Source organism: Geothrix campi (assembly GCF_024609265.1).
Classification (GTDB): domain Bacteria; phylum Acidobacteriota; class Holophagae; order Holophagales; family Holophagaceae; genus Geothrix; species Geothrix campi.
Genome location: NZ_JANHMP010000001.1, coordinates 782,366 through 808,012, shown reverse-complemented (window position 1 = coordinate 808,012; position 25,647 = coordinate 782,366). Strand labels below are relative to the sequence as shown.

General features: G+C 68.6%; 20 protein-coding genes and 1 pseudogene. 11 read left to right on the top strand and 10 right to left on the bottom strand.

Annotation, left to right across the window (positions count from 1 at the left end; genetic code table 11):
- Nucleotides 1-24: 24 nt before the first annotated feature.
- Both NOV65_RS03820 and NOV65_RS15380 read left to right on the top strand, forming a co-directional pair.
- A complete protein-coding gene (locus tag NOV65_RS03820; protein WP_257304502.1) occupies nucleotides 25-1,068 on the top strand; it encodes an NAD(P)-dependent alcohol dehydrogenase in 1,044 nt (347 codons plus the stop codon).
- 109 nt (nucleotides 1,069-1,177) lie between these two features.
- A complete protein-coding gene (locus NOV65_RS15380; RefSeq protein ID WP_306671930.1) occupies nucleotides 1,178-3,736 on the top strand; it encodes a protein kinase domain-containing protein in 2,559 nt (852 codons plus the stop codon).
- Between the two features lie 44 nt (nucleotides 3,737-3,780).
- Here NOV65_RS15380 and NOV65_RS03810 read toward each other — a convergent pair whose 3' ends face one another.
- Nucleotides 3,781-4,341 (bottom strand): type 1 periplasmic-binding domain-containing protein, encoded by a 561-nt coding sequence (locus NOV65_RS03810; protein ID WP_257304500.1) that lies wholly within the window; start codon nucleotides 4,339-4,341, stop codon nucleotides 3,781-3,783.
- A 257-nt stretch (nucleotides 4,342-4,598) separates the two neighbouring features.
- On the opposite strand from NOV65_RS03810, the gene NOV65_RS03805 reads away from it, so the two are divergent.
- Entirely contained in the window at nucleotides 4,599-5,549 is a 951-nt protein-coding gene (locus tag NOV65_RS03805; protein ID WP_257304498.1) for a winged helix-turn-helix domain-containing protein, read from the top strand.
- Here NOV65_RS03805 and NOV65_RS15590 read toward each other — a convergent pair.
- The 7 genes and pseudogenes from NOV65_RS15590 to NOV65_RS03775 all read right to left on the bottom strand — a co-directional run bounded on the left by NOV65_RS15590 (nucleotide 5,506) and on the right by NOV65_RS03775 (nucleotide 11,739).
- Nucleotides 5,506-5,871 carry a nuclear transport factor 2 family protein gene (locus tag NOV65_RS15590; RefSeq protein ID WP_425250836.1) on the bottom strand — a complete coding sequence of 122 codons (366 nt, stop codon included), beginning with the start codon at nucleotides 5,869-5,871 and terminating at the stop codon, nucleotides 5,506-5,508. The two genes, NOV65_RS03805 and NOV65_RS15590, sit on opposite strands and share 44 nt — an antisense overlap.
- An 84-nt stretch (nucleotides 5,872-5,955) precedes the next feature.
- A pseudogene (locus tag NOV65_RS15585) lies at nucleotides 5,956-6,558 on the bottom strand (DUF1572 family protein); the annotation flags it as partial.
- On the bottom strand, nucleotides 6,482-7,000 hold the full coding sequence (locus NOV65_RS03795; RefSeq protein ID WP_257304495.1) for a GNAT family N-acetyltransferase: 519 nt from the start codon (nucleotides 6,998-7,000) through the stop codon (nucleotides 6,482-6,484). The gene NOV65_RS03795 and the pseudogene NOV65_RS15585, both read right to left, overlap by 77 nt.
- A 193-nt stretch (nucleotides 7,001-7,193) precedes the next feature.
- On the bottom strand, nucleotides 7,194-7,643 hold the full coding sequence (locus tag NOV65_RS03790) for a YybH family protein (RefSeq protein WP_257304493.1): 450 nt from the start codon (nucleotides 7,641-7,643) through the stop codon (nucleotides 7,194-7,196).
- A 155-nt stretch (nucleotides 7,644-7,798) separates the two neighbouring features.
- Nucleotides 7,799-9,091, bottom strand: a complete 1,293-nt coding sequence (locus NOV65_RS03785) for a dihydroorotase (RefSeq protein ID WP_257304491.1) — start codon at nucleotides 9,089-9,091, stop codon at nucleotides 7,799-7,801.
- Between the two features lie 197 nt (nucleotides 9,092-9,288).
- Nucleotides 9,289-10,749 carry an IMP dehydrogenase gene (guaB, locus tag NOV65_RS03780; RefSeq protein ID WP_257304489.1) on the bottom strand — a complete coding sequence of 487 codons (1,461 nt, stop codon included), beginning with the start codon at nucleotides 10,747-10,749 and terminating at the stop codon, nucleotides 9,289-9,291.
- A gap of 51 nt (nucleotides 10,750-10,800) precedes the next feature.
- On the bottom strand, nucleotides 10,801-11,739 hold the full coding sequence (locus NOV65_RS03775) for an ABC transporter ATP-binding protein (protein ID WP_257304487.1): 939 nt from the start codon (nucleotides 11,737-11,739) through the stop codon (nucleotides 10,801-10,803).
- A gap of 149 nt (nucleotides 11,740-11,888) precedes the next feature.
- On the opposite strand from NOV65_RS03775, the gene NOV65_RS03770 reads away from it, so the two are divergent.
- Nucleotides 11,889-12,122 carry an HP1242/YdcH family protein gene (locus tag NOV65_RS03770; RefSeq protein ID WP_257304485.1) on the top strand — a complete coding sequence of 78 codons (234 nt, stop codon included), beginning with the start codon at nucleotides 11,889-11,891 and terminating at the stop codon, nucleotides 12,120-12,122.
- Between the two features lie 67 nt (nucleotides 12,123-12,189).
- Here the strand turns inward: NOV65_RS03770 and hutI are convergent, their stop codons facing one another.
- A complete protein-coding gene (gene hutI, locus NOV65_RS03765) occupies nucleotides 12,190-13,398 on the bottom strand; it encodes an imidazolonepropionase (RefSeq protein WP_257304484.1) in 1,209 nt (402 codons plus the stop codon).
- 108 nt (nucleotides 13,399-13,506) lie between these two features.
- Here hutI and NOV65_RS03760 point away from each other — a divergent pair, with 108 nt between their 5' ends.
- From NOV65_RS03760 to NOV65_RS03730, 7 genes are read left to right on the top strand one after another with little or no spacing between them, the layout of a single operon-like run.
- Complete coding sequence (locus tag NOV65_RS03760; RefSeq protein ID WP_257304482.1) at nucleotides 13,507-15,666, top strand: hypothetical protein; 2,160 nt, start codon at nucleotides 13,507-13,509, stop codon at nucleotides 15,664-15,666.
- Nucleotides 15,663-16,607, top strand: a complete 945-nt coding sequence (locus NOV65_RS03755) for a DUF1175 domain-containing protein (protein WP_257304480.1) — start codon at nucleotides 15,663-15,665, stop codon at nucleotides 16,605-16,607. The genes NOV65_RS03760 and NOV65_RS03755 overlap by 4 nt, the downstream gene beginning before the upstream one ends.
- 1 nt (nucleotide 16,608) lies before the next feature.
- On the top strand, nucleotides 16,609-21,366 hold the full coding sequence (locus NOV65_RS03750) for an alpha-2-macroglobulin family protein (protein WP_257304478.1): 4,758 nt from the start codon (nucleotides 16,609-16,611) through the stop codon (nucleotides 21,364-21,366).
- Nucleotides 21,363-22,226 (top strand): hypothetical protein, encoded by an 864-nt coding sequence (locus NOV65_RS03745; RefSeq protein WP_257304476.1) that lies wholly within the window; start codon nucleotides 21,363-21,365, stop codon nucleotides 22,224-22,226. The genes NOV65_RS03750 and NOV65_RS03745 overlap by 4 nt, the downstream gene beginning before the upstream one ends.
- The gene (locus tag NOV65_RS03740; RefSeq protein ID WP_257304474.1) at nucleotides 22,213-23,043 is read left to right on the top strand and encodes a hypothetical protein; all 831 of its coding nucleotides are present in this window, start codon (nucleotides 22,213-22,215) and stop codon (nucleotides 23,041-23,043) included. The genes NOV65_RS03745 and NOV65_RS03740 overlap by 14 nt, the downstream gene beginning before the upstream one ends.
- Nucleotides 23,040-24,521 (top strand): hypothetical protein, encoded by a 1,482-nt coding sequence (locus NOV65_RS03735; RefSeq protein ID WP_257304473.1) that lies wholly within the window; start codon nucleotides 23,040-23,042, stop codon nucleotides 24,519-24,521. The genes NOV65_RS03740 and NOV65_RS03735 overlap by 4 nt, the downstream gene beginning before the upstream one ends.
- Complete coding sequence (locus tag NOV65_RS03730; RefSeq protein WP_257304471.1) at nucleotides 24,518-24,778, top strand: GIY-YIG nuclease family protein; 261 nt, start codon at nucleotides 24,518-24,520, stop codon at nucleotides 24,776-24,778. Before NOV65_RS03735 ends, NOV65_RS03730 begins: the two co-directional genes overlap by 4 nt.
- On the opposite strand, the gene NOV65_RS03725 is transcribed toward NOV65_RS03730, so the two are convergent.
- Nucleotides 24,762-25,616: a hypothetical protein gene (locus NOV65_RS03725; protein ID WP_257304469.1), complete on the bottom strand. Its 855-nt coding sequence runs from the start codon at nucleotides 25,614-25,616 to the stop codon at nucleotides 24,762-24,764. The genes NOV65_RS03730 and NOV65_RS03725 overlap by 17 nt on opposite strands.
- Nucleotides 25,617-25,647 lie beyond the last annotated feature (31 nt).

Genomic DNA, 25,647 nt, shown 5'->3' with positions numbered 1-25,647 from the left:
AAGATTCAGCTTTCAGGAGTTCCCATGGCCACCGCCAAAGCCTACGCCGCGACCTCCCCCACCGCTGCCCTCGCGCCGTTCCAGATCGAACGCCGGGAGGTGGGGCCGCATGATGTCCAGATCGAGATCGCCTACTGCGGCATCTGCCACTCCGACCTCCACCAGGTGCGCGACGAGTGGGGCGGTTCGAAATACCCCATGGTGCCCGGCCACGAGATCGTGGGCCGCGTCACCGCTGTGGGCGCCCATGTGGATGGCTTCAAGGTGGGCGACCTGGCGGGTGTGGGCTGCATGGTGGACAGCTGCCGCACGTGCCCCAGCTGCCAGCGGAAGCTCGAGCAGTTCTGCGAGAAGGGTGCCGCCTTCACCTACAACAGCACGGAGATGGATCGGAAGACCCTCACCTACGGCGGCTATTCGTCGAGCGTCGTGGTGGACGAGGCCTTCACGCTGAAGGTATCCCCCAAGCTCGATCTCGCCGCCGTGGCGCCCCTGCTTTGCGCGGGCATCACCACCTATTCGCCCCTGCGCCATTGGAAGACCAAGAAGGGTGACAAGGTGGGCGTTGTGGGTCTGGGCGGCCTGGGCCACATGGCCGTGAAGATTGCTGCCGCCATGGGCGCTGAGGTGACCATGCTCAGCACCTCGAAGTCCAAGGAGGCGGATGCTCGCAAGCTGGGCGCCCAGCACTTCGGCCTCACCGCGGATGACGCCACCTTCAAGCGGCTGGCCGGCCAGTTCGACCTCATCATCGACACCATCTCCGCCCCCCACGACTACAACAAGTACCTGGGGCTGCTCCGTGTCGAGGGCGCCATGGTGCTGCTGGGCGTGCCCCCCGAACCCACTCCAGTCGCGGCCCACGCCCTCATCGGTGGGCGGAAGACACTCAGCGGATCACTCATCGGCGGCATCCAGGAGACCCAGGAGATGCTCGATTTCTGCGCCGAACACGGCATCGTCTCCGAGATCGAACTCATCCCGGTCCAGCAGGTGAACGAGGCCTACGAGCGCATGCTGAAGAACGACGTGCGCTACCGCTTCGTCCTGGACATGAAGACGTTGTGATTGAATCCGCCTAAACACAACCAGCCACAAGGAAAAAAGCGGTTGGCCGAGTGGATCTGAAGATGTAACCTTCTGGGGCTCCCCGTCTCCTTGAGTGGGCGGAGGTCCCATGCCACCCCTTGCCTGCGGCTCGTCCGTCGGTGCCTACGAGATTGTCGGCACCCTCGGAGCGGGCGGCATGGGGAAAGTCTTCCGGGCCCGGGACACGAAGCTGGGCCGAGAGGTGGCGATCAAGGTCCTGGCTGAATCCTTCGCCTCCGATCCGGCGAGGCTGCGGCGGTTCCACCAGGAAACGCGCGTGCTGGCAGCCATGTCCCATCCCAGCGTGGTCCAGGTTTTCGATGCCGGCGAGGACCACGGTCTCCCCTACCTGGTGATGGAACTGGTGGAGGGCTCCACGCTGCGGCGGCGCATGGCCACCGGACCCATACCCTGGCGCAAGGCTGCTGAGCTCGCGGCGGCCGTGGCGGATGGCTTGGAGGCAGCCCATGCCAAAGGCATCATCCATCGGGACCTCAAGCCCGAGAATCTGATGCTGACGGTCCACGGCCACGTGAAGATCCTCGATTTCGGACTGGCCAAGCTGCAGCAGGCTCAGACCCAGCCACCAGAGGCCACCCCGGCCGATGGAGTCGCCTCGACGAACAGCGGCCTCACCGAATCCGGCCTCGTCATGGGCACGGCCAACTACATGAGCCCCGAGCAGGTCCAGGGCAGGAAGGTGGACGCCCGCAGCGATCTCTTCAGCCTGGGTGTGATCCTGTGGGAGATGACGACGGGAGGCCACCCCTTCCTCCGCGCCACCCACGCGGAAACCATGCGGGCCATCCTCGCAGGCCGACCCCAAGTCTCCCAGGGCGCTGAGCGGCTGCCCTCGCCCCTGGGTCGCATCCTCCGGGTCTGTCTGGCGAAGGATCCCGGGCAGCGCTTCCGGACTGCCCGGGAGCTGGGAGAGGCCCTGCGCTTCGCCGCTCGAACGGACCTGGGGCCCCGTCCCGTCCCGGATTTGGCGCGCCATCCCCGGACGGTGCCTCGCCCCCAGATCCTGGCCGCGGGGATGGCCCTGGTTCTCCTGGGCTCGGGAGTCAGCATCTATGCCTGGCGGCGGAGCCAGCGGACCCCTGTGCCGCCGGCAGCCACCACACCGGCTCTTCCCAGCGTGCTGGCCCTGCCTGCGCGGGTGTACGGGGCCGACGATTCGGCCTACCTGGCGGACGCCGTTTCCAACACCCTGTCGACCCTGCTGGCCAAGGTGGAGGGGCTGGACACGAAGGCTCCTCCCTCCAGCTTCCAGATGGAGAAATGGAAGGGCGATCTGGCCCAGGCCAAAGAGGCCTACCAGGCGGATCACCTGGTGGTCACCACCATCACCAAGAAGGCGAAGCGCCTGATCCTCAACGTGCAGCTGGTGGATACCCGGACCTGGAAGGTGCGGTGGGGACATCAGTACGAAGGCACCCAGGCGGACTACAACGACCTGGTCCGCGAGGCGGCAGAGGCGGTGGCCCGCACCCTGACCCGGGAGGAGGGGCTGACCCAGGTCGTGGCCCGGCCCGCTACCGGTTCCGAGGCCGAGCTGGCCTTCGGCGAAGGGCGGCATTTCCAGTACCGCTATCGGGCGCTGGGGCGGAGCGAGGACTACGACCAGGCCGTGGCGGCCTTCGAGAAAGTCTTCCGCCTGGATCCGCGGCATAGCGAGGCCGCGGTGCAGCTGGCCTGCCTCCACGGGTGGCGGTCCTACGAGGCGGGCACGGCCCAGGACGGGGAAGCCGAGCGGCAATTGGCGGCCACCTGGGCGCGCCGGGCCCTGGACATCGACCCGCGCTGCGGCCTGGCGTGGAGCCTTCTCGGGGCGGTGGAGGTGCAGAGCCGCAGGGAGAACTCCGACCTGGCCGTGGAGTACGCGGTAAAGGGGGTCTGCCTCGCCCCGCAGCAGGCCCAGGTCCACATCACCATGGCCACCATCCTGTCCGGGCCGGGCTCGGAGGGGCTCTTCATCGCGGGGGGCCGGCGGTCCATGGAACTGGAGCCCATGGATCTCACGGGGCCCGCCTTCGTCGCGCTGGGCCTCGCCTGGATGGGCCGGGCGGAGGAGGCATTGGCCATCGCGGACCGGGCTCTCCTGAGGGAGCCGGGGCACGCCCTGCTGAACGGCACGGTCCGGCCCTACGCCCTGGCCCGCCTGGGTCGCCTGGAAGAGGTGGAGGCCCACTACGCGCGCCTGGGCCGGCCCCTCGGGACCACGGTCCGGTTCTGGTGTGCGGTGGAGCGTGGCCAGGAGGCAGAGGCCCGGGCTCTCGCGGGGCCCCTCCTGGCCCACTGGCTCGGCCCCAAGGAGCGGGCCATCGACATTGGGAATGCGGTGTTGTTCGAGGCCCCCTACCTCGTGCGGGTGGGCTTGGCCGACGATGCCTTCCGGCTCCTCCAGCGGAGCGTGGACATGGGGGCCATCCCCTGCCTGGATTGGCTCCTGGACAACCCGGAGATGCAGCGCCTCCGGGGCGATCCCCGCTTCACGCGAATTCTGCGGGCCACGCGGGATGGCGCCGCCATGGTGGCGCGGCACCTGGACCAGGCCAAGGCCCGGGGAGAGTTGCCGGAATACCTCCATAAGCCTCTGGAGGAGTTGCATAGATACATCGCGGTGGCCTCCTCCTTGGGTTCATAAGAAGCGCCCCGCTGGAGCGGGGCGCTTCCGGGCCAGACGAGCGCTCACTTGTACTGGAACACCAGATCCAGGGTGGCGGGCCCTCCCTTGGTGCCGTTCTGCCAGGGAGTGATGGTGACGTCTTCGATGACGCCCCTCTGCAGGTCGAGATCCAGCAACTTGGGATTGAACAGCAGCTCCCAGTTGGTCGCCTGGCCCAAGGCCATGACGCAGCCGTTCTTCAGAGCCGCGGGCGTGGTGCCGAAGGCAGGGATGCTGCCCTTGAGCTTCGCCACGAGACTCGTAGCGAGATCAGAACCGTCGCAGATCAGGGGGTCGCGAGGCAGCAGGGCCAGCAACTCCACGCGGCGCTGCTGGATCATCGTGCTGGCGCGGCCAACCTGCATGGGATGGCGCACATCGATCACGGTGAGGATGGAGCCATCAGGCAGGGCCCGCTGGAGATCGGCCACCTGGTCCTGGCTGCGGCCGTAGTTGCAGACGACGCCGAAGTGATTCATCCCCTGGTAGACGATGCCAGCCGCCTTCACCACGGGGCCGAAATCCTCGGCGACGAGTGAGGTGGTGAGGGCTGCCAGGGCGAGCAGGGTGGTTGGTCGGAACATGGAACACCTCCGTGGAAGGGACCCAGCCGGGCCCAGGTGGCGCCGAGCGGGTGGCTGCGGCAAGGCCCAACCTTGGCCCGGGCACCTCACCGCGCCATGACCGCTATCTGACGGTTCAAATGAAGGTATATGGATGGTTGGATGGGTGATTCCAGGTCCCTTGCGGAGGCGCGAGGAGGTTGTTAGATCCAGGTGAGATGACAGGTTGAAGATGACCCGGTTGGTCGCATACTTGCGACGCTCCCTGGGAGTGCCGAATGACGCGGCTGGCCTTTGGCGGATTCGAGCTGGACCCCCACACGGGCGAACTCCGGAAGGGCGAGGATTGCGTCCGGATCCAGGACCAGCCCCTCAAGCTGCTGCTTTGCCTGCTCGAGCGGCCGGGCCAGATCGTGGGGCGCGAGGAGCTCCAGAAGCGGGTCTGGTCCGGGGACATCCACGTCGGCTTCGAGGATGGTCTCAATGCGGCCGCCTGGCGCCTCCGCCAAGTGCTCGGGGACTCGGCGGAGGCACCCCTCTTCATCGAGACGATCCCCCGCAAGGGCTACCGCTTCGTGGGGAAGGTGGTCCCCCTCCCGGGCAAGCCCCCTCCGCCCTCCGGATCCTTCCCGATGCCGGTCTTCAGGCCCCTGTCTGGTCCCGGGATGGACGCGGTCACGCCCACTCGGGACCGCCGGCTGTGGCGGCCCTGGAAGCTGTGGTTCGGAGTCGCTCTCGGGCTGGGCCTCCTGGGCGCTGGCGTGATGCTTTGGGGGGTCATGAGGACCCCCACCACGACCCTGGTCGTCACCCCGCTGGCCAACGTGACGGGTGACCCCGCTGTGGATTACTTCGCTTCCGCCCTGTCCCGACAGGTCACCCAGGACCTTGTGAACGCCCCGAACCTGGATATCCAGTCCGCCGAAGCCAGGCCCAGTGTGGACAGGCCCCTGCCGAAGGCCGCGCTGACCCTCACCTGGACTCTGGACCGGGGGACACAGGGCTACCGGATCCACGTGAACCTTAGGGATGCCCAGGGGCGCAGCCGGGGGGATCGCACCTTCCCCGTCTCGCCCGAGGAATTGCACCAGGTCCACCGGACCATCGCCGACTATCTTGCCCAGCAGGCCACGGGGGAGGCCGCGCGGGCTGCGGTGGCGCCGCGGATGGACGCGAAGGCCGAAGTCAGGCTGGCGGGATGGGCAGGCCGTACTGGCGGAGGAAGCTGAGCTTGTCCCAGTAGCCGCGCTGGAAGGCGATCCTCCCGTCCACCACGCGGAAGAAGCCGCAGCCGCGCAGGCCCAGGGGATCGCGCCACTCGAGGATCGCCCACTCGCCATCCTCGAAGAGGTTCTCCACCAGGCACACCATCTCCGCCGCCGCGAACTCCCGCGTGAACATGGCCCGGATCGCCTCTCGGCCCGCCACCGGGGTTTCGGCCACCTGGTGGTTCACCGCGTCTTCGTGGTACATCGCGGCCAGCGCCTCGGCATCGCCGCGGTTGAAGGCCTCGACCCAGTCCGAGACCAGGTTTCGTGGGGTGAGTGGCATGGGGACTCCGGGTGGCGGGACGTCAGGCCTGGGGTGATCCTTCATCTTGGCGGCGTTGTAGGCCGCGGTGCCACCCCTGGCGACGCTGAGCGTCTGCCAGGAGTCGCGCCTCAGGAACTTCGCGAGGAAGACGATCTGGCCCGCGTGGTAGGGGTAGTGGGCGAGTTGGCGGTTGATGGCCTCGAGCACGGTGTGGGGCTCATGCCGGATGGTCACCGTGCGCTCGAGGTCGGCGGCGGTGAGGCTTTCCAGGGTATCGAAGAGGCAGATCCAGCCCCGTTCCCAGCGGTCACGCAGGGCCTGTGGGTCGAAGGCTTCTGGATCCTCGAACTCAGCGTCGCGGTCACGATCCGGCTTCTCGCCATCGGTGGTCAGGAAGTCGGTCCAGCGGGAGAGCATGTTGCCCGAGAGGTGCAGCATCAGCGTAGCCAGGCTGTTGGATTCCGGATCCAGCCGGTGCGTCCAGCGTTCCACGGGCACCTGTGCGAGGGCGCGGTCGCACTGGGCGCGCGCTTCGCGGAAGCGCTTGAGGGCGTCGGCCAGGTAGAGGTCGCCGTTCAACGGAAGCTCCTTGGAGGGAATGGCAGGTGGGGCCGACGCCGGACCTGTCTCAGGGCAGGGCGCCCGCGGGAGGGACGTAGGCCTTCGACATCCGCCGGAACTCGATCCGGATGTCCTCGAAGTCATGGAATTCCACGCCCGTTTCCGCGTAGCCCAGGCCCCGGTAGAAGCGGATGGCGCGGTCGTTGCCGTGGTACACCACCAGCCAGGCGGACGGGGCCTTCCGGGCCCTCATCGCCTCCTCGCCCGCCTGCATGAGCCGCCGTCCGATCCCGCTCTGGATCAGATCCGGGTCCACGTAGAGCTTCTGGACCTGCCAGGCCTCCGCACCACCCGCCTTCAACTTCAGGAACCCCTGGAGACGGCCCTCCGCTTCGGCCACGAAGTAGAGGTTGGCCGCCTTGGCCAGGCTTCCGGCGATCTTCCGGGCGGAGTACGTCCCGTCCAGATAGCGGGCCAGCACGTCTTCCCGGAACAGCGCCCCGAAGGCCCAGGAGAAGCTCTTCCGGCCCAGGGAGGCGATGGCTTCGACATCTTCCGCAGCCGCACTGCGCACCGTCGTGTTCATCACAGGCACCTCGAACAGGGGGACCGGCGGGGCTGAGAACGATTCTCGATCGCCGGGAATCCGATTCGAGGATGCCGCCCCGCCCGGGCCTGGGCCACCCGACTCTTGCGGTGTTTGACGATCAGACAACTTTTTCGTCGACCGGGCGGCTGCGCTGGGTCCGATAGCACCGAAGCCACCATGCGTGAATGGCCTAGGGCTTGCCGCAACCGGGACTTCCTTTGTCAAAAACGATGCGCCATTTTCCTGGTTCTTCCAGCCGCCAGATCGACGTGAAGGTCCCGATCAACCTGCCTTTTGAATCGTGAACCGGACCGGTGCTGAGAGCGAGATTGCCGGAATCGAGGACTTCAACGGATTCTGGCTCCCAGGAAAAGGGAGCTTCAGGCTTTTCGAAAAACCGCCTCCACCCCTTCGCGATCTCCTGCTTGCCATGAAGCGGTTTATCACCAGAAAAAAAGATGGCTTCCTCTGAGAGGAAGGAGGCGAAGGCGAGGTGGTCCCGCCTGGCCATCGTCTGCGCGAAAGCACGTTCAGTGTCCTTCACCTGCTGTTTGAGCTCCCCATGGCTGGCGGGTGTTGCCAAGAGGGAACAAAGAGAGGAAAGCGCCACAAGGGCAAGAACGAGGAGATTCTTGCGCATCGATCGATTCCTTTCACGGCGATGAGCGACAACGATGGGTGAGACCTGAGGTCCGCCCCAACCGGATGCGGGGATGCAACAGGATGGGCCGTCCCCGGGAATAACCCCAGCGGGAACGGCCCGTCCATTCGGTTCTGGAAAGAATTTTTGGGGGCCTACCCCCATACCCTCTCGCCGCCCACCCAGGTGCCCAGGATCTTTCCGGGCAGGCTCCATCCCTTGAAAGGCGTGTTGTAGGACTTGGACTGGATGAAAGCGCGGTCCACCTGGACCTGGGCGTTCGGATCGAAGAGCACGAAGTCGGCGGGGGTGCCTGGTTTGAGGGTGCCCAGGCCCTGGCGGTCGAGGTGGAACACCTTGGCGGGCTCCCAGGCCAGCAGGCTGATGGCCTTGGCCAGGCTGATGACCTTGCGGTTCACCAGCAGCTCCAGGGTGAGGGGGAGGGCCGTCTCCAGGCCGATGACGCCGAAGGCGGCGATGGGCAGTTCCACTTCCTTGTCATCCCAGCCGTGGGGGGCGTGGTCCGTGGCGATGGCATCCACAGTGCCGTCGGCGATGGCCTCCAGCACCGCCTGGATATCGGCCTCGGTGCGCAGGGGGGGGTTCATCTTGTAGTCACTGTCGAACTTCATCAGCTCCTTGTCCGACAGGGCGAAGTGGTGCGGCGTCACCTCGCAGGTGACGGCCAGGCCGCGGGCTTTGGCCTCGCGCACCATGCGCAGCGACCCTTTGGTGCTGAGGTGGGCCAGGTGCAGATGGCCACCCGTGTGCTCCGCCAGCACGATGTCCCGGGCCACCATGGCCTCCTCCGCCGCCGCCGGGATGCCCAGGCAGCCGAGCGAGGCGCTCACGGCGCCTTCGTGCATGTAGCCTTTGCCCGCCAGATCCTTGTCCTCCTCGTGAGCCACCACGGGGACGTCCAGCCAGCGGGTGTATTCCAGGGCCCGCCGCATGAGCGAGGCGTTGCCGATGGGCAGCCCGTCGTCGGAGAAGGCGACGCAGCCCGCGGCCTTCAGGGTTCCCATGTCCGCCAGCTCCTCGCCCTTCATCTCGCGGCTGACGGTGCCGATGGGGAAGTAGCGGCAGAGGTTCGCCTTGGCCGCGCGGGCCAGCATCATCTCGGTGATGGCCACGCTGTCGTTCACGGGCTTGGTGTTGGCCATGGCGCACACCGAGCTGAATCCGCCGGCCACCGCCGCCCGGCTGCCCGTCTCGATGCTCTCCTTGCGGGTCTGCCCCGGCTCGCGGAAGTGCACGTGCAGATCCACGAAACCCGGCGCCAGGACCGCGCCCCCGCCGTCGAGGATGTCGGCCCCCACCGCGAGCGGATCGCGCTCCAGGTCTGCCCCGAGGGCCACCACGGCGCCTTCGATCACCAGCAGCGCTCCCGGCCCGTCCAGGTTCTGCGCTGGATCCACAAGGCGGACGTTCTTCACGAGGAGGGACATGGGGGCTCCGGAGACGGGTTTAAGTCTAACGAAAGTCTGGAGTCTGGAGTCTGGAGTCTGGAGGTACGGCCTCCTGCGGCGGCGCAGTGCGCCGCTTCTTCATTTCTACTCGCAGGCGGGCAGCCTGCGAGCCCTCCGCCCCCCTCGGGCAACGCAAGCGTTGTCCGGGATCTCTGGTCAGACTCCGGACGGACCTTCTACTCCATCCGGTAGTTCGGGGCTTCCTTCGTGATCATGACGTCATGGGCGTGGCTTTCGCGGAGGCCCGAGCCGCTTATCTCGACGAGCGTGGCCTTCTGCTGGAAGTCGGCGATGGAGGCGCCGCCACTGAGGCCCATGCCGGCGCGGAGGCCCCCCATGAGCTGGGTGACCAGGTCGGCCATGCGGCCCTTGTAGGGCACCTGGCCTTCAATGCCTTCGGGGACGAGCTTGGCGTCGTCCTTGCCCTCCTGGAAGTAGCGGTCCTTGCTGCCCTGCTTCATGGCGCCCAGGCTGCCCATGCCGCGGTAGGACTTGAAGGTCCGGCCCGCGTAGAAGATGGTCTCGCCGGGGGCCTCGTCGGTGCCGGCGAAGAGGCTGCCGATCATGACGGCATCGGCGCCCGCGGCGATGGCCTTGGCCACGTCGCCGCTGAACTTGATGCCGCCGTCGGCGATGCAGGTGACGCCGGCCTCGCGACAAGCCCGGCTGGCCTCGGCCACGGCGGTGATCTGAGGCATCCCCGCGCCGGTGACGATGCGCGTGGTGCAGATGGAACCGGGCCCGATGCCCACCTTCACGGCATCGGCGCCGGCGGCGGCCAGGTCCTTGGCGCCCTGGTAGGTGGCCACATTGCCGGCGATGACGGAGACAGAAGGGAAGGCCTTCTTGAGGGCCTTCACGGCCTCCAGCACGCCCCTGCTGTGGCCATGGGAGCTGTCCAGGCAGAGCACGTCCACCTTGGCTTCCACCAGAGCGGCGGCGCGGTCCAGCAGTTCCTTGCCCACGCCTACGGCGGCGCCCACCCGCAGGCGCCCGTGGGCGTCCTTGCAGGCGTTGGGGTATTCGATGGACTTCTCGATGTCCTTGACGGTGATGAGGCCCTTGAGCTGGCCCTGGCCGTCCACCACCAGGAGCTTCTCGATGCGGTGCTTCTGCAGGATGCCCTTGGCCTCCTGGAGGGTGGTGCCCACGGGCACGGTGACGAGGTTTTCCTTGGTCATGGCCTCGCGTACGGGGATGTCCCAGCGGGTCTCGAAGCGCAGGTCGCGGTTGGTGAGGATGCCCACCAGGCGGTGGCCCTCCACCACCGGCACACCGCTGATGCGGAACTTGGCCATGAGGGCTTCGGCATCGCGGATGGGCGCGTCGGGCCCGATGGTGATCGGGTCCGTGATCATGCCGGATTCACTGCGCTTCACCTTGTCCACTTCCTCGGCCTGGCGCTCGGGGCTGAGGTTCTTGTGGACGATGCCGATGCCGCCCAGCTGGGCCAGGGCGATGGCCATGCGGCTTTCCGTCACCGTATCCATGGCGGCGGACATCAGAGGGATGCGGAGGCCGATGTCCCTGGTGAGCCGGGTGCCCAGGTCCACCTGGTTGGGGTGGATCTCCGAGTAGCCGGGGACGAGCAGGACGTCGTCGAAGGTGAGGGCGCGCATCAGGGGCAAGGTCAGCATGGGGAGCCTTTTTCCGGACCCGCTGCCTGCGGGACCTTGCATCCCATGGTCTCACGCCCGGGGCGCGGGTTCCAGCGGCCGCTCGCAACGCAGGCCGTCATGCGGGCTCCCCTGCCAGGGCCTCCAATGGTTGCAGTTCTCGTGGAGATCCGGGCACCGGGGCTGGAAGGGGCACCCGGCAGGGCGGTCCTGGGGAGCGGGAAGGAAGCCGGATTCGGATGAGGGTTGTCGCCGGGCGGCCGCCAGCAGGCGGGCCGTGTAGGGGTGCCTTGGGGCTGAAAGCAGGCGGGCGGCTGGTCCGGACTCCACGGCCTCTCCGCCATAGAGGACCAGGAGCCGGTCGCAGGCCTGGGAGCCCAGGCCCAGGTCATGGGTGATCCACAGGAAGCCCAGGCTCCGCTCCCGCTGGAGGTCGAGCACCAGGTCCAGGAAGGCCTTCTGGGCCAGGGGATCCAGGGCCGTGGTGGGCTCGTCCAGCACCAGCAGTTCGGGATCGCAGGAGAGGGCCATGGCCAGGCAGATCCGCTGGCGCTGCCCGCCGCTGATCTGGTGGGGGAGGCGACGGCTGAAATCCACGCCTGCCGGCAATCCCAGGCGCTCCAACAGGGGTGCCAGCCGCCTTTGTGTGGCCGAGGGGCTTTCCTCCCGGTGGATTCCCGGCAGCAGGGCCAAGTGCTGGGCCAGGGTCAGCAGGGGGTTCAGGGCCTGTCGGGGATCCTGGGGCACCCAAGCCATCCGGGCCCCCCTGATGCGGTCGCGCTCCTTTCCCGGGCGGTCCAAGGGGAGGCCGAACGCCGTGAACTTTCCCCCCGCCTGCCGCACTCCAGAGGGCAGGACCCCGAAGAGGGCCTGTGCCAGCAGACTCTTGCCGGAGCCGCTCTCTCCCACCAGGCCCAGACGCTCCCCGGGGGCCAGGTGAAGGGTCAGGGGTCCCAGCAGCCGGACCCCATCCTCCCGTTCCAGGAGCAGCGCATCTATGGCTAGGGACATGGGCCAAGAATTACACGGAAGTGAAGGAAGTCAAAGGGTTCCATAGAGTCCGGGATTGCCCCTTGACGCACTGTGGGGTGGTCCTACTCTTGGGTCCACCCGATCACTCTGCGGGCTCCGTAGCGGGTCCGCCCAGGCAAGGAGGATGCATGGATTTTCTGCGCCCAGATCTCCAGGAGCGCCTGATGAAGGAGCACTTTGAGTTCCGCAAGCTGATGGAGGAGCACCGGGCCGCCGACACGCGCCTCTGCGACCTCCAGAAGAAACCCACCCTCTCCGCCAGGGAATCGCTGGAAGAGGTGGAATTGAAGAAGACCAAACTCCGCGCCAAGGAACGCATCTACTCCATCGTGCAGGAGGCCTCAAGACACGCCGAACAGTAGGCTTTCCGCACTCGCAGGAGAAGCCCCGGGAATTGGCCCGGGGCTTCGTTTTGTACCGGCCCCTGGCTCAGGCCGGCAGGAGCCTGGGCCGGTAGGGCTCACCCACCCAGTACACCAGCTCCAGCATTTCGCTCACGTCCCACAGCAGCACGTCGGCCTTGGCACCGGGAAGGAGGTGGCCGAGATCCCCGCGGCGCAGACTGCGGGCGGGATGGAGGGTGAGGGCCGTGAAGGCCTCTTCGAAGGTCATGCGCAGCTGGAGACAGCCCAGGCGGAGGATCGTGAGGGGATCGACGCAGGGGCAGGAGCCGGGGTTGAAGTCCGTGGCCAGGGCCACGCGGCAGCCGGCCTCGATCATCTTCCGGGCCGGGGCCCAGTCCCGCATGCCCAGGAAGAGCGTGGTGCCGGGCAGCAGCACGGGCGTCACGTCCGCAGCGGCCATGGCCTTCATGCCTGCCTCGCTGCAGAACATGAGGTGATCCGCACTGGCGGCGCCCACCTCGGCGGCCAGTTCGGCGCCGCCGGTCCAGCTCAGCTCATCGGCATGGATCCGGGGGATGAGGCCTAGACGCTTGCCGGCCTCGAAGATGCGGCGGCCCTGGTCGGCGGTGTAGACGCCGGTCTCCACGAATACATCACAAAACCGCGCCACGCCGGGGTGGCGGCGCACCAGCTCCGGCAGCCAGTCCTCGGCCACGGCTCGGGCATTGGCCTCAACGTCCCCGGCGAATTCCGGGGCCAGGTCGTGGGCGGGAAGCAGGGTCACATCGAAGCTCCAGCCCCGTTTCTTCAGTTCGGCATAGGCGGCCGTGAGGCGGGACTCCGCCTCCAGTTCCAAGCCGTAGCCCGTCTTGCATTCGAGGTGGACCACACCGCGCTTGCGGAAGGCCTTCAGGCGTTCTTCGCCCGAAGCCACCAGCTCCGCCACCGTGGCGCTCCGGGTGGCCCGGACGGTCTCCCGGATGCCGCCACCCTCCGCCGCAATCTGCTGGTAGCTGGCGCCGTGGAGCCGGCGGTTGAATTCGCCCGAGCGGTTGCCGCCGAAGAGCAGGTGGGTGTGTGGATCCACGAAGCCGGGCGTGGCCCAGGCGCCGCCGCCGTCCACCTTGGGCGCGTCGATCCAGGCGGCGGGCAGGTCGGTGGCCCGGCCCAGCCAGGCCACCCGGCCGTTCTCCAGGGCCAGGGCGGCGTCCAGGATCCGGTCCACCGCCCAGGCGTGGGCGGGATCGGGGGTCAGCAGGCCCCGGAGGTTCATGAGCACGCGGCGGTCCGACATGGGATCAGTCTGGCAGCAAATAATTCCCTCGAGGTCTCTTGCGCCCGCGGCCCGACTTGATAGCATCGCTCGACACCGGAGGTTCCAGTGCGGGGCAGGGGGCGTGGCATGAGGCGACTCGCACAGGGTTTGTGCGTACTGGCGATCCTGGCATGGGGGGTCGTCCAGGCCCAGGGGACGGTGCCTGCCTGGGCTGAGGAGCGTGCCCAGCGATGGTCCACGTACCGCACAGACGCCCGCGGGCAGCGCATCTGGCAGGCTGTGCCCTTCGCCCAGATGACTCCTAGCGAGCAATGGGACCAGTTCATGGAGCACCTGAAGCGGGGCGGCGAATCCCGCCGGGTGGCGCTGGCCTTCCTCGGCCAGCGCACGGTGTCTGTCTGGGCCGAAGAGGCCCTGAAGACCCGGGATCCAGAGGTGGCTCTCGCCCTTTACCGGCTGGGCTACCGCCAGTCCGGCGCGGATCCGTACGCGTACCTGGGTTCTCCGGATCGGGTGGAGCGTCCCTGGACCCATGGCCTGGGCCTGCACCTGGACAAGGCGGGTTGGCGCTTCCAGTGGATCCCGAGCCCGGCCCTGTTCACGCAATCGGGCGCGGTGGGCTTGCCGAAGGGCCTGAATCAGGCCGCCCAGCCCGGGGTCATCATCCATCTGAAGCAGCTGCGGCCCGGTCTTGAGAAGCTGGTCGCCCTCAGCGGAGGGAGTGGCTCTGACTCGCGCGGAGTGCTGTCCGCACTGGCTCAGGGCAGCCGCGCGGGCTTCGCCATCAGGCATCTGGCACCCTGGCTGAAACAGGCCTCTCCGGTGCTGGAGCCCCTGGCGAACCGTGAGGCCTGGGTGCTGCACTACGGAACCGCCCGGAATGGGGCGGGTGGGCTCCAGGGAACCTTGGTGTTCATTCCTGGGGACCTTCCCGCACGAACCCAGTTGATGATGGCCCTGCTCAAGCTGAATCCGCTGAGTGCCGGAGCCCGCACCCGCGTGGAGAAATGGACAGGCCCTGGCGCATCCACGGAAGTTCAGCAGTTGCGGGGATCCGGTGGTGTCTTCCACCTGATCCAGATGGCCGAGGGCACCTGGATCAGCGATCACGAGGCGCCGCTTCGCGCGTTGCTGTTCCCGGGGCCCGTGCCCGCCCTTGGCGAGCGCCAGGAATGGATGCGTGTGGCCCTTTCGGCCATGGCCCCGGAGACAGAGCTGTCCTTCTGGTTGGCCCCCCGGATCGGCGCGGACGCGGCCTTTGAGAACCAGGCACTCCGCCGCCGCCTGGCCAATTCCCAGCAGGGCACCTGGCCCAATCCCTACGTGGCCAAGGCCGCGCCGCGCACGGGAGCCCTGTCGGTGGCCCTCGGCGCCGGGCCGACGGAGAAGCTGGTGGAGGCGGTCCTCCGCGTGGACGACGCCACCGAATTTCAGATGCCTCAGATGCCGGAGTTCGCCAGCGACGGCCAGGCCCTGAGCCCGACCCAGATGAAGGGTTACCAGAATGCGCTGGCCGGAGCTCGGGATCGTGAGCGCCAGCGCGTGGCCCTACGTCAGGATGCCGCAGCCTTGCAGGCCTGCCTGGATCTCCGGGGCGCGGCGTTGCTCTGGAACGGCTGGGTCAGCGCACCAGCGCTCGGTCCCAAGGAGAAGGCTTCGCTGCTGGAACTGGCCAAATTGCGGAGAGAGGACCCCTGGCGGGCCATGCGACTCCAGCAGGAGGGGAAGGTGTCGGCCTTCGGTGGTTTTGGCGAGCCCGGCATGGCCCCGAGCCTGGCCCTGGCCCTTCCCGTGCAGCCCGGCCGGCGGACCCAGGCTGAGAACCTGCTGAAGAAGGTGCTGCCTCGGCTCTTCCAGGGCCAGAACCAGAAACAGGCCTTGGGTGCGACGGAACTGCACCGCATCCTCACGGCCCAGGCCTTTCGGCCTGCCTGGGTCCTGGTGGCCGACACCCTGGTGCTGGGCACGGATGAGGGCGCTGTGAAGGCCGTGGCGGCAGGACTCCAGGGGCAGGCGCCCACGCTGGCGGACACCGACTCCCGCGCCTGGGCGCGCATGGAGGTGGACGGGGCCCGGGCCTCTTCCGAACTGGAAAACCTGCTGCTGGCCTTCCTCCGCAGCCGCGCGGGCAGCGGGTGGTGGATCGGCGAGGCCGGCGGTCAGGATGAGTCGGCGACGGAACTGGCGATGAGCCTGGGGCCCTTCCTCGGCGCCCTCAAGGCCCTCGGGCCGGTGCGACTCGAGTGGAACTGGACCGCGGGTGGCCTGGAGGGGCGGCCCCGATGAATTCACGCCTCTACCTGGGTGTGGGTGCCGTGCTGGCCGCCTCGACGGTGCTGGTGCCCATCCGGCATCGGGCGGTCCTGGAGGCGGACCCAGCCAATCCGGTGGCCCGCATCCGCCTGGACAGCCGCTCTCTGGCGGGCCTCCGGCTCCCCGGCTGGGGTGTGAGGGTCGTGGGAGTCCAGGCCTGGCGTGGGCCGGAGGGCTTCTTCCTGTTGGCAGATGGGCCGGCTGTGGCGCAGGTCCAGGCCTGGCCTGGTTTCCAACAGTCTTTGTCCATTCCGGCTTCAGGCTCCCGCAATCCGGCCGGGCTCCCGGATGAAGGTGACCGCGAGGCCTTCCGGAGCTGGTTCGTGGCCCTCCTCGAGCAGCAGGTGGAGGCGCCCAGCCCCGCCTGGGAGCCCGCCCAGCGCGACTGCGCGGGCCTGCTCCGCTTCGCCTTCCGCGAGGCCCTCGCCCCCCACACGGCCGAATGGCGGAGTCGTGTCGCCTTCAACGACAGCGCTCCCGGCCAGGATCCATCCCCCGCCCTCGGTGCCGACTGGCGGCAGGGGTTCCCCACCCCCGATGGGCCACGTCCCTTCGCCCGAGGGGTCTTCCTCCGGCGCCTCGCCTGTGTGCCCCTGGGCCGCGATACGGCCTTGGCCCGACCCGGCGATCTGGTGTTCTTCGCCCGCGGCGGAGCCCGCTCCCAGCCCGACCACGCCATGGCCTTCGTGAGGCCGGACGTGGACGGTGCTCCCATGCTGCTCTACCACACGGGACCCGAGGGCAGCGGCCTCACCCAGAAGCCCGGCGAGGTCCGCCGTGTCCGCCTGGACGAGCTGTTGCACCATCCTGACCCCGAATTCCGACCCGTGCCCGAGAACCCCTCGTTCCTGGGCCTCTACCGCTGGCGACCGCTAGCGGGCGGGGCCTCCGAACCATTCCCCCCCAGGTCCTGACATGCGCTGGCTCCAACCCTTTTTCACTCTCATGCTGCCGGCGATCCTGCTGCTGCCTACCACCGGCACAGCCCAGAAGCGGGCTGCGGAAGCCCCCTGGCGTGAGGGCGGCTGGACCGGCGCCTTCGCCACCCTGCGGCCGACCCTCCCCGGAAAGCCCGGCCAGCTTGAGGCCGCGGGCCCCATCCCGGCGGAAGCCCGCATCCGGATCTACCGCGTGGAGGATCCGGAAACCTTCCTGAAGAAAGTCCTGACGGATCGGAACCAGGCCGCGGCGGAGGGCGGACGGGGGGTCCCGGATCCCCTCGACCTGCTGCGCGAAGCCGTCCTGTGGGGCGGACGGCGCGCCTTCGTCACCGTGCATCGCACCGCCACCCAGGCCCTGCGGGACGCCGCCAAGCAGACGGACCGCCTGCGCTCTGCCCGCACCAGCCCGGACCGCGTCCGCGAGGGTTCCGCCCTGCCCATCGAAGGCCAGGCCGGCATCACCTTTGTGACCGAGATCGTCCCCAAGATCAGCGAGGAAATCAGCGGGAAGAAGGGGCACGAGGACGATGAATCCGGCGATGACGGCTTCACCAGCCGTGTGCCGCTGCCGGCCCAGCCCGCGGGCCTCTACCTGGTGGAGGTCATGCGGGGCAGCGATGCTGCCTATGTGCCCTGGATGGTCACCGACCTGGCGTTGCTGTCGGAGCAGGACGGCACTCGCATCCGTGTGGAGGCTGTGGATGGGCGCGATGGGGCGCCGAAAGCCGGCGTCTCCGGCCAGATCATCGAAGGGGCCAAGGCTCAGCCGCTGGTCTTCGATGGGGGCGGGAAAGCCGAGGCCATGGTCACGCCGGGCGTGCGCCGGGTGGTCCTGGCCCGCAGCGGGGGGAGCTTCGCGCTCCTTGCCAGTGAGGGGCAGAGTGCCGCCGCCGTGCGCCAGCGCCTCTATGCCTTCACGGAACGCCCCCTCTACCGTCCGGGCCAGGAAGTCTTCGCCAAGGCCATCCTGCGCCGCGTGGATGAGGGCGAGAACCGGGTGGTGACCGGGGCCGCGAATCTGCCTTTCACGGTGCTCGACCCCGAGGACACGAAGGTTACCGAAGGCCAGGCGAAGCTTCTGAACGCAGAGACCGGAACCTACGCTGCGCAATTCTCCCTGCCGGGCGCGGGCCGCCTGGGTCTCTACCGCATCGTGTTCCAGGGGCCTCAAGGCCCCGGCCAGGCTGAATTCAAGGTGGAGCAGTTCGTGAAGCCCGCCTTCGAAGTGAAGGTCACCACGGAGAAAAGCAAGGTTGGCCTCGGTGATGCCCTGGCTTTCCACGCGAATGCCCGCTACTTCTACGGGGCGGCCGTGCGCGGTGCCAAGGCAGACTGGTTCCTCTACAAGGTGGTCCCCCCCAAGAGCCGCTGGATCTGGGACGAGGAGGACGCCGGCCCGGCGCCGGAGCTGATGGAAAGCGGACAGCTGGAACTCGATGATGAAGGCCAGGCTGATCTGCCCACCTTCAAGGCGGAAAGTGACGGACTCTGGCGCATGGTCGTGAAAGTGGCCGACGCCTCCGGCCAGCGGAACAGCGGCCAGGCACAGGTGCGGGCCGCCGCGGGCGACCTGGTGCTGATGATCGCCGCCGACCGACAGGTGGCCCTGCCGGGCAAGCCCTTCCAGGTGACGGCCCGGGCCCTCGATCTGGATGGTAAGGAGGTGCCGGGGGTGGCCATCGTCCTGCGGGCCACTCGCATCGTGGCCCAGAAGGACAATGCCTACTGGTGGTCGCGGCCCAATGCCCTGAAGCCCGGCGAGACCCTCGCCTCAGCTCAGGGGCCCCAGGCCATGCTGAGCATTCCCGAAGGTGGCGCCTTCCTCCTGGTGGCGGAAGCGAAGGATTCCAAGGGCCGCCCCGTCACGGCCCAGCGCCAGATCACCGTGGCCGCCGAAGGCACACCATTACCCGCGGTGCCGGACCTCCGTGCCGTCGCCGACAAGCCCGAATACCAACCGGGCGACACGGCCCGCATCCTCGTGCAGCTGCCGCGGCCCAAGCTGGCCCTCCACTGGGCCCTGGAGCACGAAGGCCTGGGCCAGCAGCAGAGCCGTGCCGTGCAGGGCACCACGGCCCTGATCGAGATCCCGATCACCGCGGCCATGCAGCCCAATGTCTGGGCCGTCTTTGAGATCGTGAGCGAGGGCCGCCGCCAGCTGGCGGAGGTGCCGCTCCGCGTGCCCAGGCGGGACCGCCGTCTCCAGGTGGCCGTCACCACGGACAAGGAGCGCTACCAGCCGGGCCAGCCCATGAAGGTCTCCGTGGAGGTGAAGGATGCCTCCGGAAGACCCTCTGCCGCGGACCTCAGTGTGGGCGTGGTGGATGAGGCCATCTACGCCCTCAGCCAGGAACTGCATCCTGACCCCGTGCGCTTCTTCCACCCCACGCGCCGCCATGGCGTGCTGCGGTCCGGCTCCACGGACTGGAGCTTCCACGATCTGCTGCGCCGACAACGGCCCGTGTGGAGCCTCAAGCAGACGAAGCGCGGCGACTTCAAGGCGGATGACGACGACAAGGTACGCCAGAACTTCAAGGATACGGCCCACTGGGTGCCCTTCGTGGCCGCTGGCCGTGACGGGAAGGCCAGCGTGGACCTGGTGCTGCCGGACAACCTCACGGCCTGGCGCGCCACGGCCACGGCCATCACCGCTGACACCAAGGTGGGGGTGGGTCGCAGTTCGAAGCCGGCCTCCAAGCCGCTGCAGGTGGCCCTCACGCTGCCGCGCACGCTGAGCGTGGGCGAAGAGGCCCGGGCCATCGCCCTGGTGCGGAATCTTTCAGGTCAGCCCATCCAGGGGAAGATCCGCCTCGAAGTGCAGAACGGCCGCTTCGCAGGCACCCCTGAAGGAGCTTTCAGCCTCCAGGATCAGGGCGAGTACCGCTTCGCCCTGCCGCTGTTCTCCGACAAGACCGGCGCCCTCACCGTCACCGCCCGCGTGGAAGGTGGCGGACTGAAGGATGCCGAGCGGCAGAAGATCACCGTGCAGGATCAGCTCATACCGGCTTCGATGTCGGGCTCCATTCTGCTGGAGGGCGGTTCGCAGACGGTCACCATCCCGGTGCCATCGGCCGCCAAGGGTGAGGCGGCCCTGGTGCTCACGCCCGTGGGCAACCTGGAGCACCTGGCCGGGCCTTCGCTGCCCTATCTCATCGGCTATCCCTATGGTTGCGTCGAGCAGACCCTGTCCAGTTTCGTGCCCAACCTCCTGGTGGCCGACCTCGTGAAGCAGGGCGCCATGCCTGACCTCGACTGGAAGCAGCTCACGAACCTGGATCGCAACATCCGGGATGGCGTCTTCAAGGTGTACGGCTACCAGATGGCCAATGGTGGCTGGGGCTGGTACGCGCCCAACGATTTCGGCTTGGACGCCAATCCCCACACGACGGGCTACGCCATCCAGAGTTTCGCCACCATGAAGCGTTTGGGCTATGCCGTCGACGAGGGTGTCTACCGTCGGGGTCGCCTGGCTGCCATGAACCTCTTTCAGCAGGTGGCCCGGCAGGCGGATCAGGCTGGAGCCGCGGCCAAGGCCAGGAGTGATCACGGGCGCTCAGCGGAACCCGCTGCGGATGCCGCCTTCCTGCTGGTGTCCCTGGCCCAGGCCGGCGAACCCCTCGCGGGCCTGCTGGACAGCGCCGCGGACAAGGTGCTGCGGGGCCAGTGGCCCGGCGATCATGTGCTGGCCATGGTGACCCTCGCCGCCGCCCAGGCCAAGCATCCCAAGACTCCCGCGCTGATCGAACGCCTGGAGCAGCGCGCCGTGGTGAAGGGCGGCCTGGCCCGCTGGGAGGGCCGGCGGGAGTTCTGGTGGAGCTACGCCTCCGGAGACGTGGTGCCTACGGTGATGGCCTTGAAGGCCCTGTGCCTGGCGCATCCCCAGTCACCTCTCATCCGCCAGGGCGAGACCTTCCTGGCCTCGGAATACCGCGGCTACGGGTGGTACTCCACCTGGAGCACCGGCCAGATCGTGGACCTGCTGCCCTACTTGATGAAGACCCGCAAGCTGGACTGGGGACCGCTCGCCCTCCAGGCCGCAGTGCAGGGCGGTCCCACCTGGGACTTCAAGGAGCGGCCGCAACCCCGCCGCTGGAACGCCCGGGAGGTCCGCGCCGGGAGCTTCGTCATGGCGGAACCGAAGCCCGTCACCGTCACTGCCAGCGGCAAGGGCCTGCTGGTATGGACCTACGCCTATCAGGTGCCGGGCAGTGCCGCTGGCATACCGAAAGGCGACGCGTCCTCGGCCCTGCGCCTGTCCGTGACCCGCAACCTCTGGCGGCTGAGGACTCCCCAGGAGACTGGGAACGCCCGCCAAGGTTGGATCCGCCAACCCTGGACCGGGACCATGAAAGCGGGCGACGAAGCCTGGATGGAGGTGTCCTTCCGTACGGACCGCGATGCTGACTACGTGATCCTGGAGGTGCCCATCCCGGGTGGCCTCAACCCGACGGTGAAGCTGGAGGGCTTCGTGCTCGAAGGGAAGCCTTTCACGGATGAGGGGGCCACTGAGACCTGGACGAAGCCCCGCATCGAAGTCCACGCAGACAAGGTGACCTTCCTGTTCCCCCGGACCTGGAGCTGGGACACGCACACAGTGCGAATCCTCCTGCGGGCGGGCATGGCGGGCAGCTACCGGCTGCGGCCGGCCAAGCTGAGCCTCATGTCGAACGAGGGACAGTGGGCCACCTGCGATGGGGCCTCCCTGACGGTGCTGGATGGGGGTGCGCGATGAGGCAGCTGCTGGTGCTCTTTCTCCTGCTGTCAGCCACCCTTCTGAGCGCCCAGAAGGCGCGGGCGACCAAGGCCCCTCAGCCCGCGGCGGCCTATGTGTCCGACCTCAAGCAGTGGCGCCTGGAGGTATCGCCGGCCCTCGGCGGGTGGTCTGGGGACCGCACCGTGAACCTGCGCATCAAGCTCGTGGATCCCACCGATCCCAACCCGCCCAAGGACCAGCCCCAGCCCCGATTCTTCTACGAGGAGGAAGAAGGCGACTACGAGCCCCAGGCGGAGGACACCCGCACCGCCGACCAACTCCGCCAGGAACGGCTGGCGCGGGAGGCTGAAGCCGCCCGGAACGCCTGGCGATCGCGCAGCCTGCAGGTGTGGTTCAACGGTGCGGCGCTGCGCTGGCAAGCCAGCGTGGGCACGACTCTGCACACGGAACTCACGGCCCAGAACGGCGAGAACCGCCTGGAGATCCTGGAACCGGATTCCGGCCTGAAAGTGGTCCGCAGTTGGTGGGTATCCACGGCGCGGACCCGACTTCGCGTGGTGTCCATCCAGGCCAGCGACGAGTATGCCAGTGGCAGTCTCCAGGTGCAGGAGCCCGATGGGGCCCTGGCGGAGGGTGGCCGTCGCACACTTTCGGGCGGCATGCTGCGCTGGTCCGGGGAATACACCCACGAGACCCCGCCCCCGGGCACCTACACCTTGAAATGGATCAGCGGCTGGCGGGGCGGCCGGCCGGCCCGGGTCCGCATCGAGGCCCTGCTGGATGGTGGCACCGACCAGGAGCGCCGCTGGACCTGGGAACGTCTCATCCTGCCTGGCGCTGGACCTGTCACCCTGGGGACCTTCGATGTGGAACCTTAGAGTGGTCGGAATCCTCCTGGCTTTTCGACTGCTGGCCGCGCAACCCGCGCCGGAAGCCAAACCCAGTCCCGCTCTGCTGGCGGCGTCGCGGGCCCCGGTCCTCCGGGCCGGCGAAGGCTTCGCCATCACCCTGGGGGACGGCGAAGTGCGCGCTTTCGGGGAGGCCCGCAAGGAGGCCCCCATGGGCAGCCTCGCCAAGCTGGTCTGGATGCGGCTGGAGGGAGCCGAATGGTCCAGCTCGGGCGTCCAATACCGATGCAAGGGCTCCGATGGGCCCTTCGTGTGCTGGAATCGCGAGGGCCACGGCCGCGTGGACCTCGGCCGGGCGCTTCAGGAGAGCTGCAACCTGGCCTTCCTGGTCTGGATCGCGGGTTCCCGCGAGCGCTGGTTGCAGGACTATGGCCCCGACGCAGCCCGTGCGCGCCTGGAGGAGGTCTTCGGGCCCTTCCTGGGTCGCCGCCTCCCGCCTGGGGAGGAACTCCCCCCCTTGACGCCGGCCTGGGTCGGCGACGGAGATCTGTTGCGGACGAGTCCCGAGGCCTTCCTCCGCTGGCTCATGGAGCCTGACCAGGCGGAGGTCGTCACCTTCGGGAAGCGCTACCTGGCGGGCTATTGGGTGGAATTCATGGACCTGTTCGGCAAGGAGGGCTGGTGGTTCAAGACCGGTACGGGCCCGGTGCCGGGTGATCCCTCAGCCACCAGCGCCTGGGTGGCGGGCGGGCGCGGCTCTGCCCTTGTGGTGCTCCACCTGCCGCGAGGCCGTGGCAAGCAGGAGGGCATGACACGCATCCGGGAGATCCTGGGGCTGAAGCCTTGATCGTTCTGATCGTCGTGGCCCCAGCGCCGCCGTTCGCACCCCCGGTGATCGAAGGAGATCCTGCCGCCCAGCAGGTCATCGAGGACGCGCTGCGGCAGGCATTCGCCGCCACGACCGCCTACGGAGCCTGGCCCGTCGGGCCCTGGCGCGTGGTCATCCATCCTGATGTCGGCGCCTTCGAGCAGGCCACGGGTGGTGCTCCCACGGGGCGCAGCGGCCAGTGGGCGGGGGCCACCCTGCACCTGCGCCCTTGGGAACAGCTGCGACGGCGGGATTTGGGCGCGGTCCTGCGCCATGAACTGACGCATCGGCGGCTGCGGAATGCGGGCCTGCGCCGCTGGATGGAGGAGGCCCGGTGCCTGTGGGCGGAGGGCCATCGAAGGCCGCCGAAGATCTGGCCAACCGAACCACCCTCAGAACGGCAGGCTCATCTCGATCGGGCCCTGGCCGGTGGCACCACCCGCGAGCAGGCCTGGGCCTATCGCTGGCTGCGGGCCTGGCTGCGGGGTGACCTCCTGCCGGAGCCGCCCAGCGCACGGGCGCCAGGGGGCGACGCGTGGGCGAAGGAGACCACCACCCTGGCGGAAACCGTCACCGTGGTCTGGCCGCCTGAACGCCTCCGACACGGGATGACCGTGAATGGACATCGACTGTCGCACCGTTCCGGCAGAACTTGGCGCTTCCTCGGCCAGGTCCGGTTCGGCGGGGACTTTCCTGTCCACACCCTGGCCGGTCGCGTGGTGGTGCGCGCCGAGGCTCGTGGCTGGCGCCTCGCGTGGACGACCTCCCGGATCGCCTGGGCCGCCGCTGCCACCGAGGGTGAACTCGGGGCGGAGGCGCCCTTCGAGGCGCGGCGGGCCCTGGCGGCGGTGCTGCGCCGTTGGCTGGAGGGCCATCGCCACCAGCATCCAGGCGGCGCCCTCTGTCCTCTGACCCACTGCGCGGTGGTGCGAGGCAGCGCCGCCGCGGACACGCTCCGCGCCGCCGCGGCGGCTCCGGCCCTGGACCTGGACCCCCGCTGGGCCTTTTTCACGGGCTCCGCCGGAGGGCGTCCCCTCAGCCCCCGGGAAGTCTGGGGCGTGGGGCCGGATGGTTCCGGTACCGTCGCGGAGGTACCCGGAGACCGCTGGCTGGCCTGGGAGCGCACCCTCAGCGCTGAGCAGGTTGGTGTCCTGAAGCGGGATGTGCGGCCCGGCCTGAAGGCGGGACAGAGAGGCCTGCGCCTGGGGGACTCCGGACCCTATGCGGTCGAGGACCTGCGGCTGGCCGCGGGGCGGCGCTTCGGTTGGACCACCTGGCCCAGCAATGCCTGCGAGGCCGAGCCCCAGCCCGACGGGTCGTTGCGGCTGCGCGGCCGGGGTTGGGGCCACAACGTGGGTCTCTGCCTCGCCGCGGCCCGCTTCCGCGCCAGCCAGGGTGCCTCTGCAGAGCAGATCCTGGCCGAGGCATTTCCGGCCTCGTGGCGGGTCGTCCCATGACCTGGTGGGTGTACCTGGTCCGCTGCGGTGACGGGACGCTCTACTGCGGCATCGCGCAGGATGTGGAGGCGCGGCTGCGGCAGCACGAGGTGGGCAAGGGGGCCAAGTACACCAGGGGCCGCGGGCCCCTGGTGTTGGCGTACCGCGAAGCTTGCGGCTCGAAGTCCGAGGCACTGCGGAGGGAGCGCACCCTTAAGCGCCTGAAGCGCCCGGCCAAGGAGTCGCTGATCGCGGCGGGTGCTACAGGAAGACCGTGACGGCGAGGCGGATGCCCGGATGGCGGGGGTTGACCAGGTAGTAGCCGTCGCCGTAGTAGTCGACGTACACCTCGTCCATCATGTACCAGTCATCCACCCAGAATTCCGGCCAGGGATCCACGATGAGGAACCAGTAGCCTCCGCACCTGAATCGGGGGTAACCCTGGTAGATCACCGGGCGGCTGCCGATGCGGAAGGGATGCTGATAGCCGAAGCGGGAGACGAACTGCGGTTCTGGGATGCGATAGCCGCCATAGCCGCCGCGCTGGGCCCAGGTCCGGTGGTCGCGCTCCCAGTGTTGGGCACGATGCTCACGCCAACTGGAATGGGCCGGCCAGGCGTCACGGCGCCAGGTGTCCCGGGACTGCCAGGCACGGGCAGTCTCGGCAGCGCGCGGAGAGGGACGAGCTTCCCGGCCCTGTGGGCGGGATGGCTCCCGACGGTCGGAGGGGGGCCTCATGGTGCCGGGCGCCTCGCGCCGGTCTACGCGTCCTCCAGGGCGTCCTTCGATGCGCCCCTCAGGGCGTCCCTCAGAGCGTCCCTCGGGTCGGGTGAAGCGTTCTGGCCGCTCCTGTCGCTCGGGTCGTATCTGGCGTTCGGGCCCAGGCATGGGGCGGGTGCGCTCCATGTCCCGTGAGGGACGGGGCGCCTGGGGGGCGGTTCGCATGGGCGAGGGCTGCTCCCGACCTCGCTCGGGGCCTCGTTCGGGGGCGCGGCCTTCATGGGGCCGGTCAGGCCGGGAGCCTTCCTCCCGGCGGTCGTGTTGGGCCGAGGCCGGCATGGCCAGGACTGCCAGAAGCAACAGGACCAGGGGGCTGGACGTTCGATGGCGCGTCATGGACTCCTCCTTTCCAGATCCTCGATGGAGG

Excerpts from the sequence above, each read along its gene's own strand:
- NOV65_RS03820 (WP_257304502.1), top strand. The coding sequence starts at position 25 with ATGGCCACCGCCAAAGCCTACGCCGCGACCTCCCCCACCGCTGCCCTC.
- NOV65_RS03745 (WP_257304476.1), top strand. The coding sequence starts at position 21,363 with ATGAGGCAGCTGCTGGTGCTCTTTCTCCTGCTGTCAGCCACCCTTCTG.
- NOV65_RS03775 (WP_257304487.1), bottom strand. The coding sequence starts at position 11,739 with ATGTCCCTAGCCATAGATGCGCTGCTCCTGGAACGGGAGGATGGGGTC.
- NOV65_RS03740 (WP_257304474.1), top strand. The coding sequence starts at position 22,213 with ATGTGGAACCTTAGAGTGGTCGGAATCCTCCTGGCTTTTCGACTGCTG.
- NOV65_RS15590 (WP_425250836.1), bottom strand. The coding sequence starts at position 5,871 with ATGCCACTCACCCCACGAAACCTGGTCTCGGACTGGGTCGAGGCCTTC.
- NOV65_RS03750 (WP_257304478.1), top strand. The coding sequence starts at position 16,609 with ATGCGCTGGCTCCAACCCTTTTTCACTCTCATGCTGCCGGCGATCCTG.
- NOV65_RS03730 (WP_257304471.1), top strand. The coding sequence starts at position 24,518 with ATGACCTGGTGGGTGTACCTGGTCCGCTGCGGTGACGGGACGCTCTAC.
- NOV65_RS03795 (WP_257304495.1), bottom strand. The coding sequence starts at position 7,000 with ATGAACACGACGGTGCGCAGTGCGGCTGCGGAAGATGTCGAAGCCATC.
- guaB (WP_257304489.1), bottom strand. The coding sequence starts at position 10,749 with ATGCTGACCTTGCCCCTGATGCGCGCCCTCACCTTCGACGACGTCCTG.
- NOV65_RS03755 (WP_257304480.1), top strand. The coding sequence starts at position 15,663 with ATGAATTCACGCCTCTACCTGGGTGTGGGTGCCGTGCTGGCCGCCTCG.
- NOV65_RS03810 (WP_257304500.1), bottom strand. The coding sequence starts at position 4,341 with ATGTTCCGACCAACCACCCTGCTCGCCCTGGCAGCCCTCACCACCTCA.
- NOV65_RS03805 (WP_257304498.1), top strand. The coding sequence starts at position 4,599 with ATGACGCGGCTGGCCTTTGGCGGATTCGAGCTGGACCCCCACACGGGC.
- NOV65_RS03785 (WP_257304491.1), bottom strand. The coding sequence starts at position 9,091 with ATGTCCCTCCTCGTGAAGAACGTCCGCCTTGTGGATCCAGCGCAGAAC.
- NOV65_RS15380 (WP_306671930.1), top strand. The coding sequence starts at position 1,178 with ATGCCACCCCTTGCCTGCGGCTCGTCCGTCGGTGCCTACGAGATTGTC.
- NOV65_RS03790 (WP_257304493.1), bottom strand. The coding sequence starts at position 7,643 with ATGCGCAAGAATCTCCTCGTTCTTGCCCTTGTGGCGCTTTCCTCTCTT.
- NOV65_RS03770 (WP_257304485.1), top strand. The coding sequence starts at position 11,889 with ATGGATTTTCTGCGCCCAGATCTCCAGGAGCGCCTGATGAAGGAGCAC.
- hutI (WP_257304484.1), bottom strand. The coding sequence starts at position 13,398 with ATGTCGGACCGCCGCGTGCTCATGAACCTCCGGGGCCTGCTGACCCCC.
- NOV65_RS03760 (WP_257304482.1), top strand. The coding sequence starts at position 13,507 with ATGAGGCGACTCGCACAGGGTTTGTGCGTACTGGCGATCCTGGCATGG.
- NOV65_RS03725 (WP_257304469.1), bottom strand. The coding sequence starts at position 25,616 with ATGACGCGCCATCGAACGTCCAGCCCCCTGGTCCTGTTGCTTCTGGCA.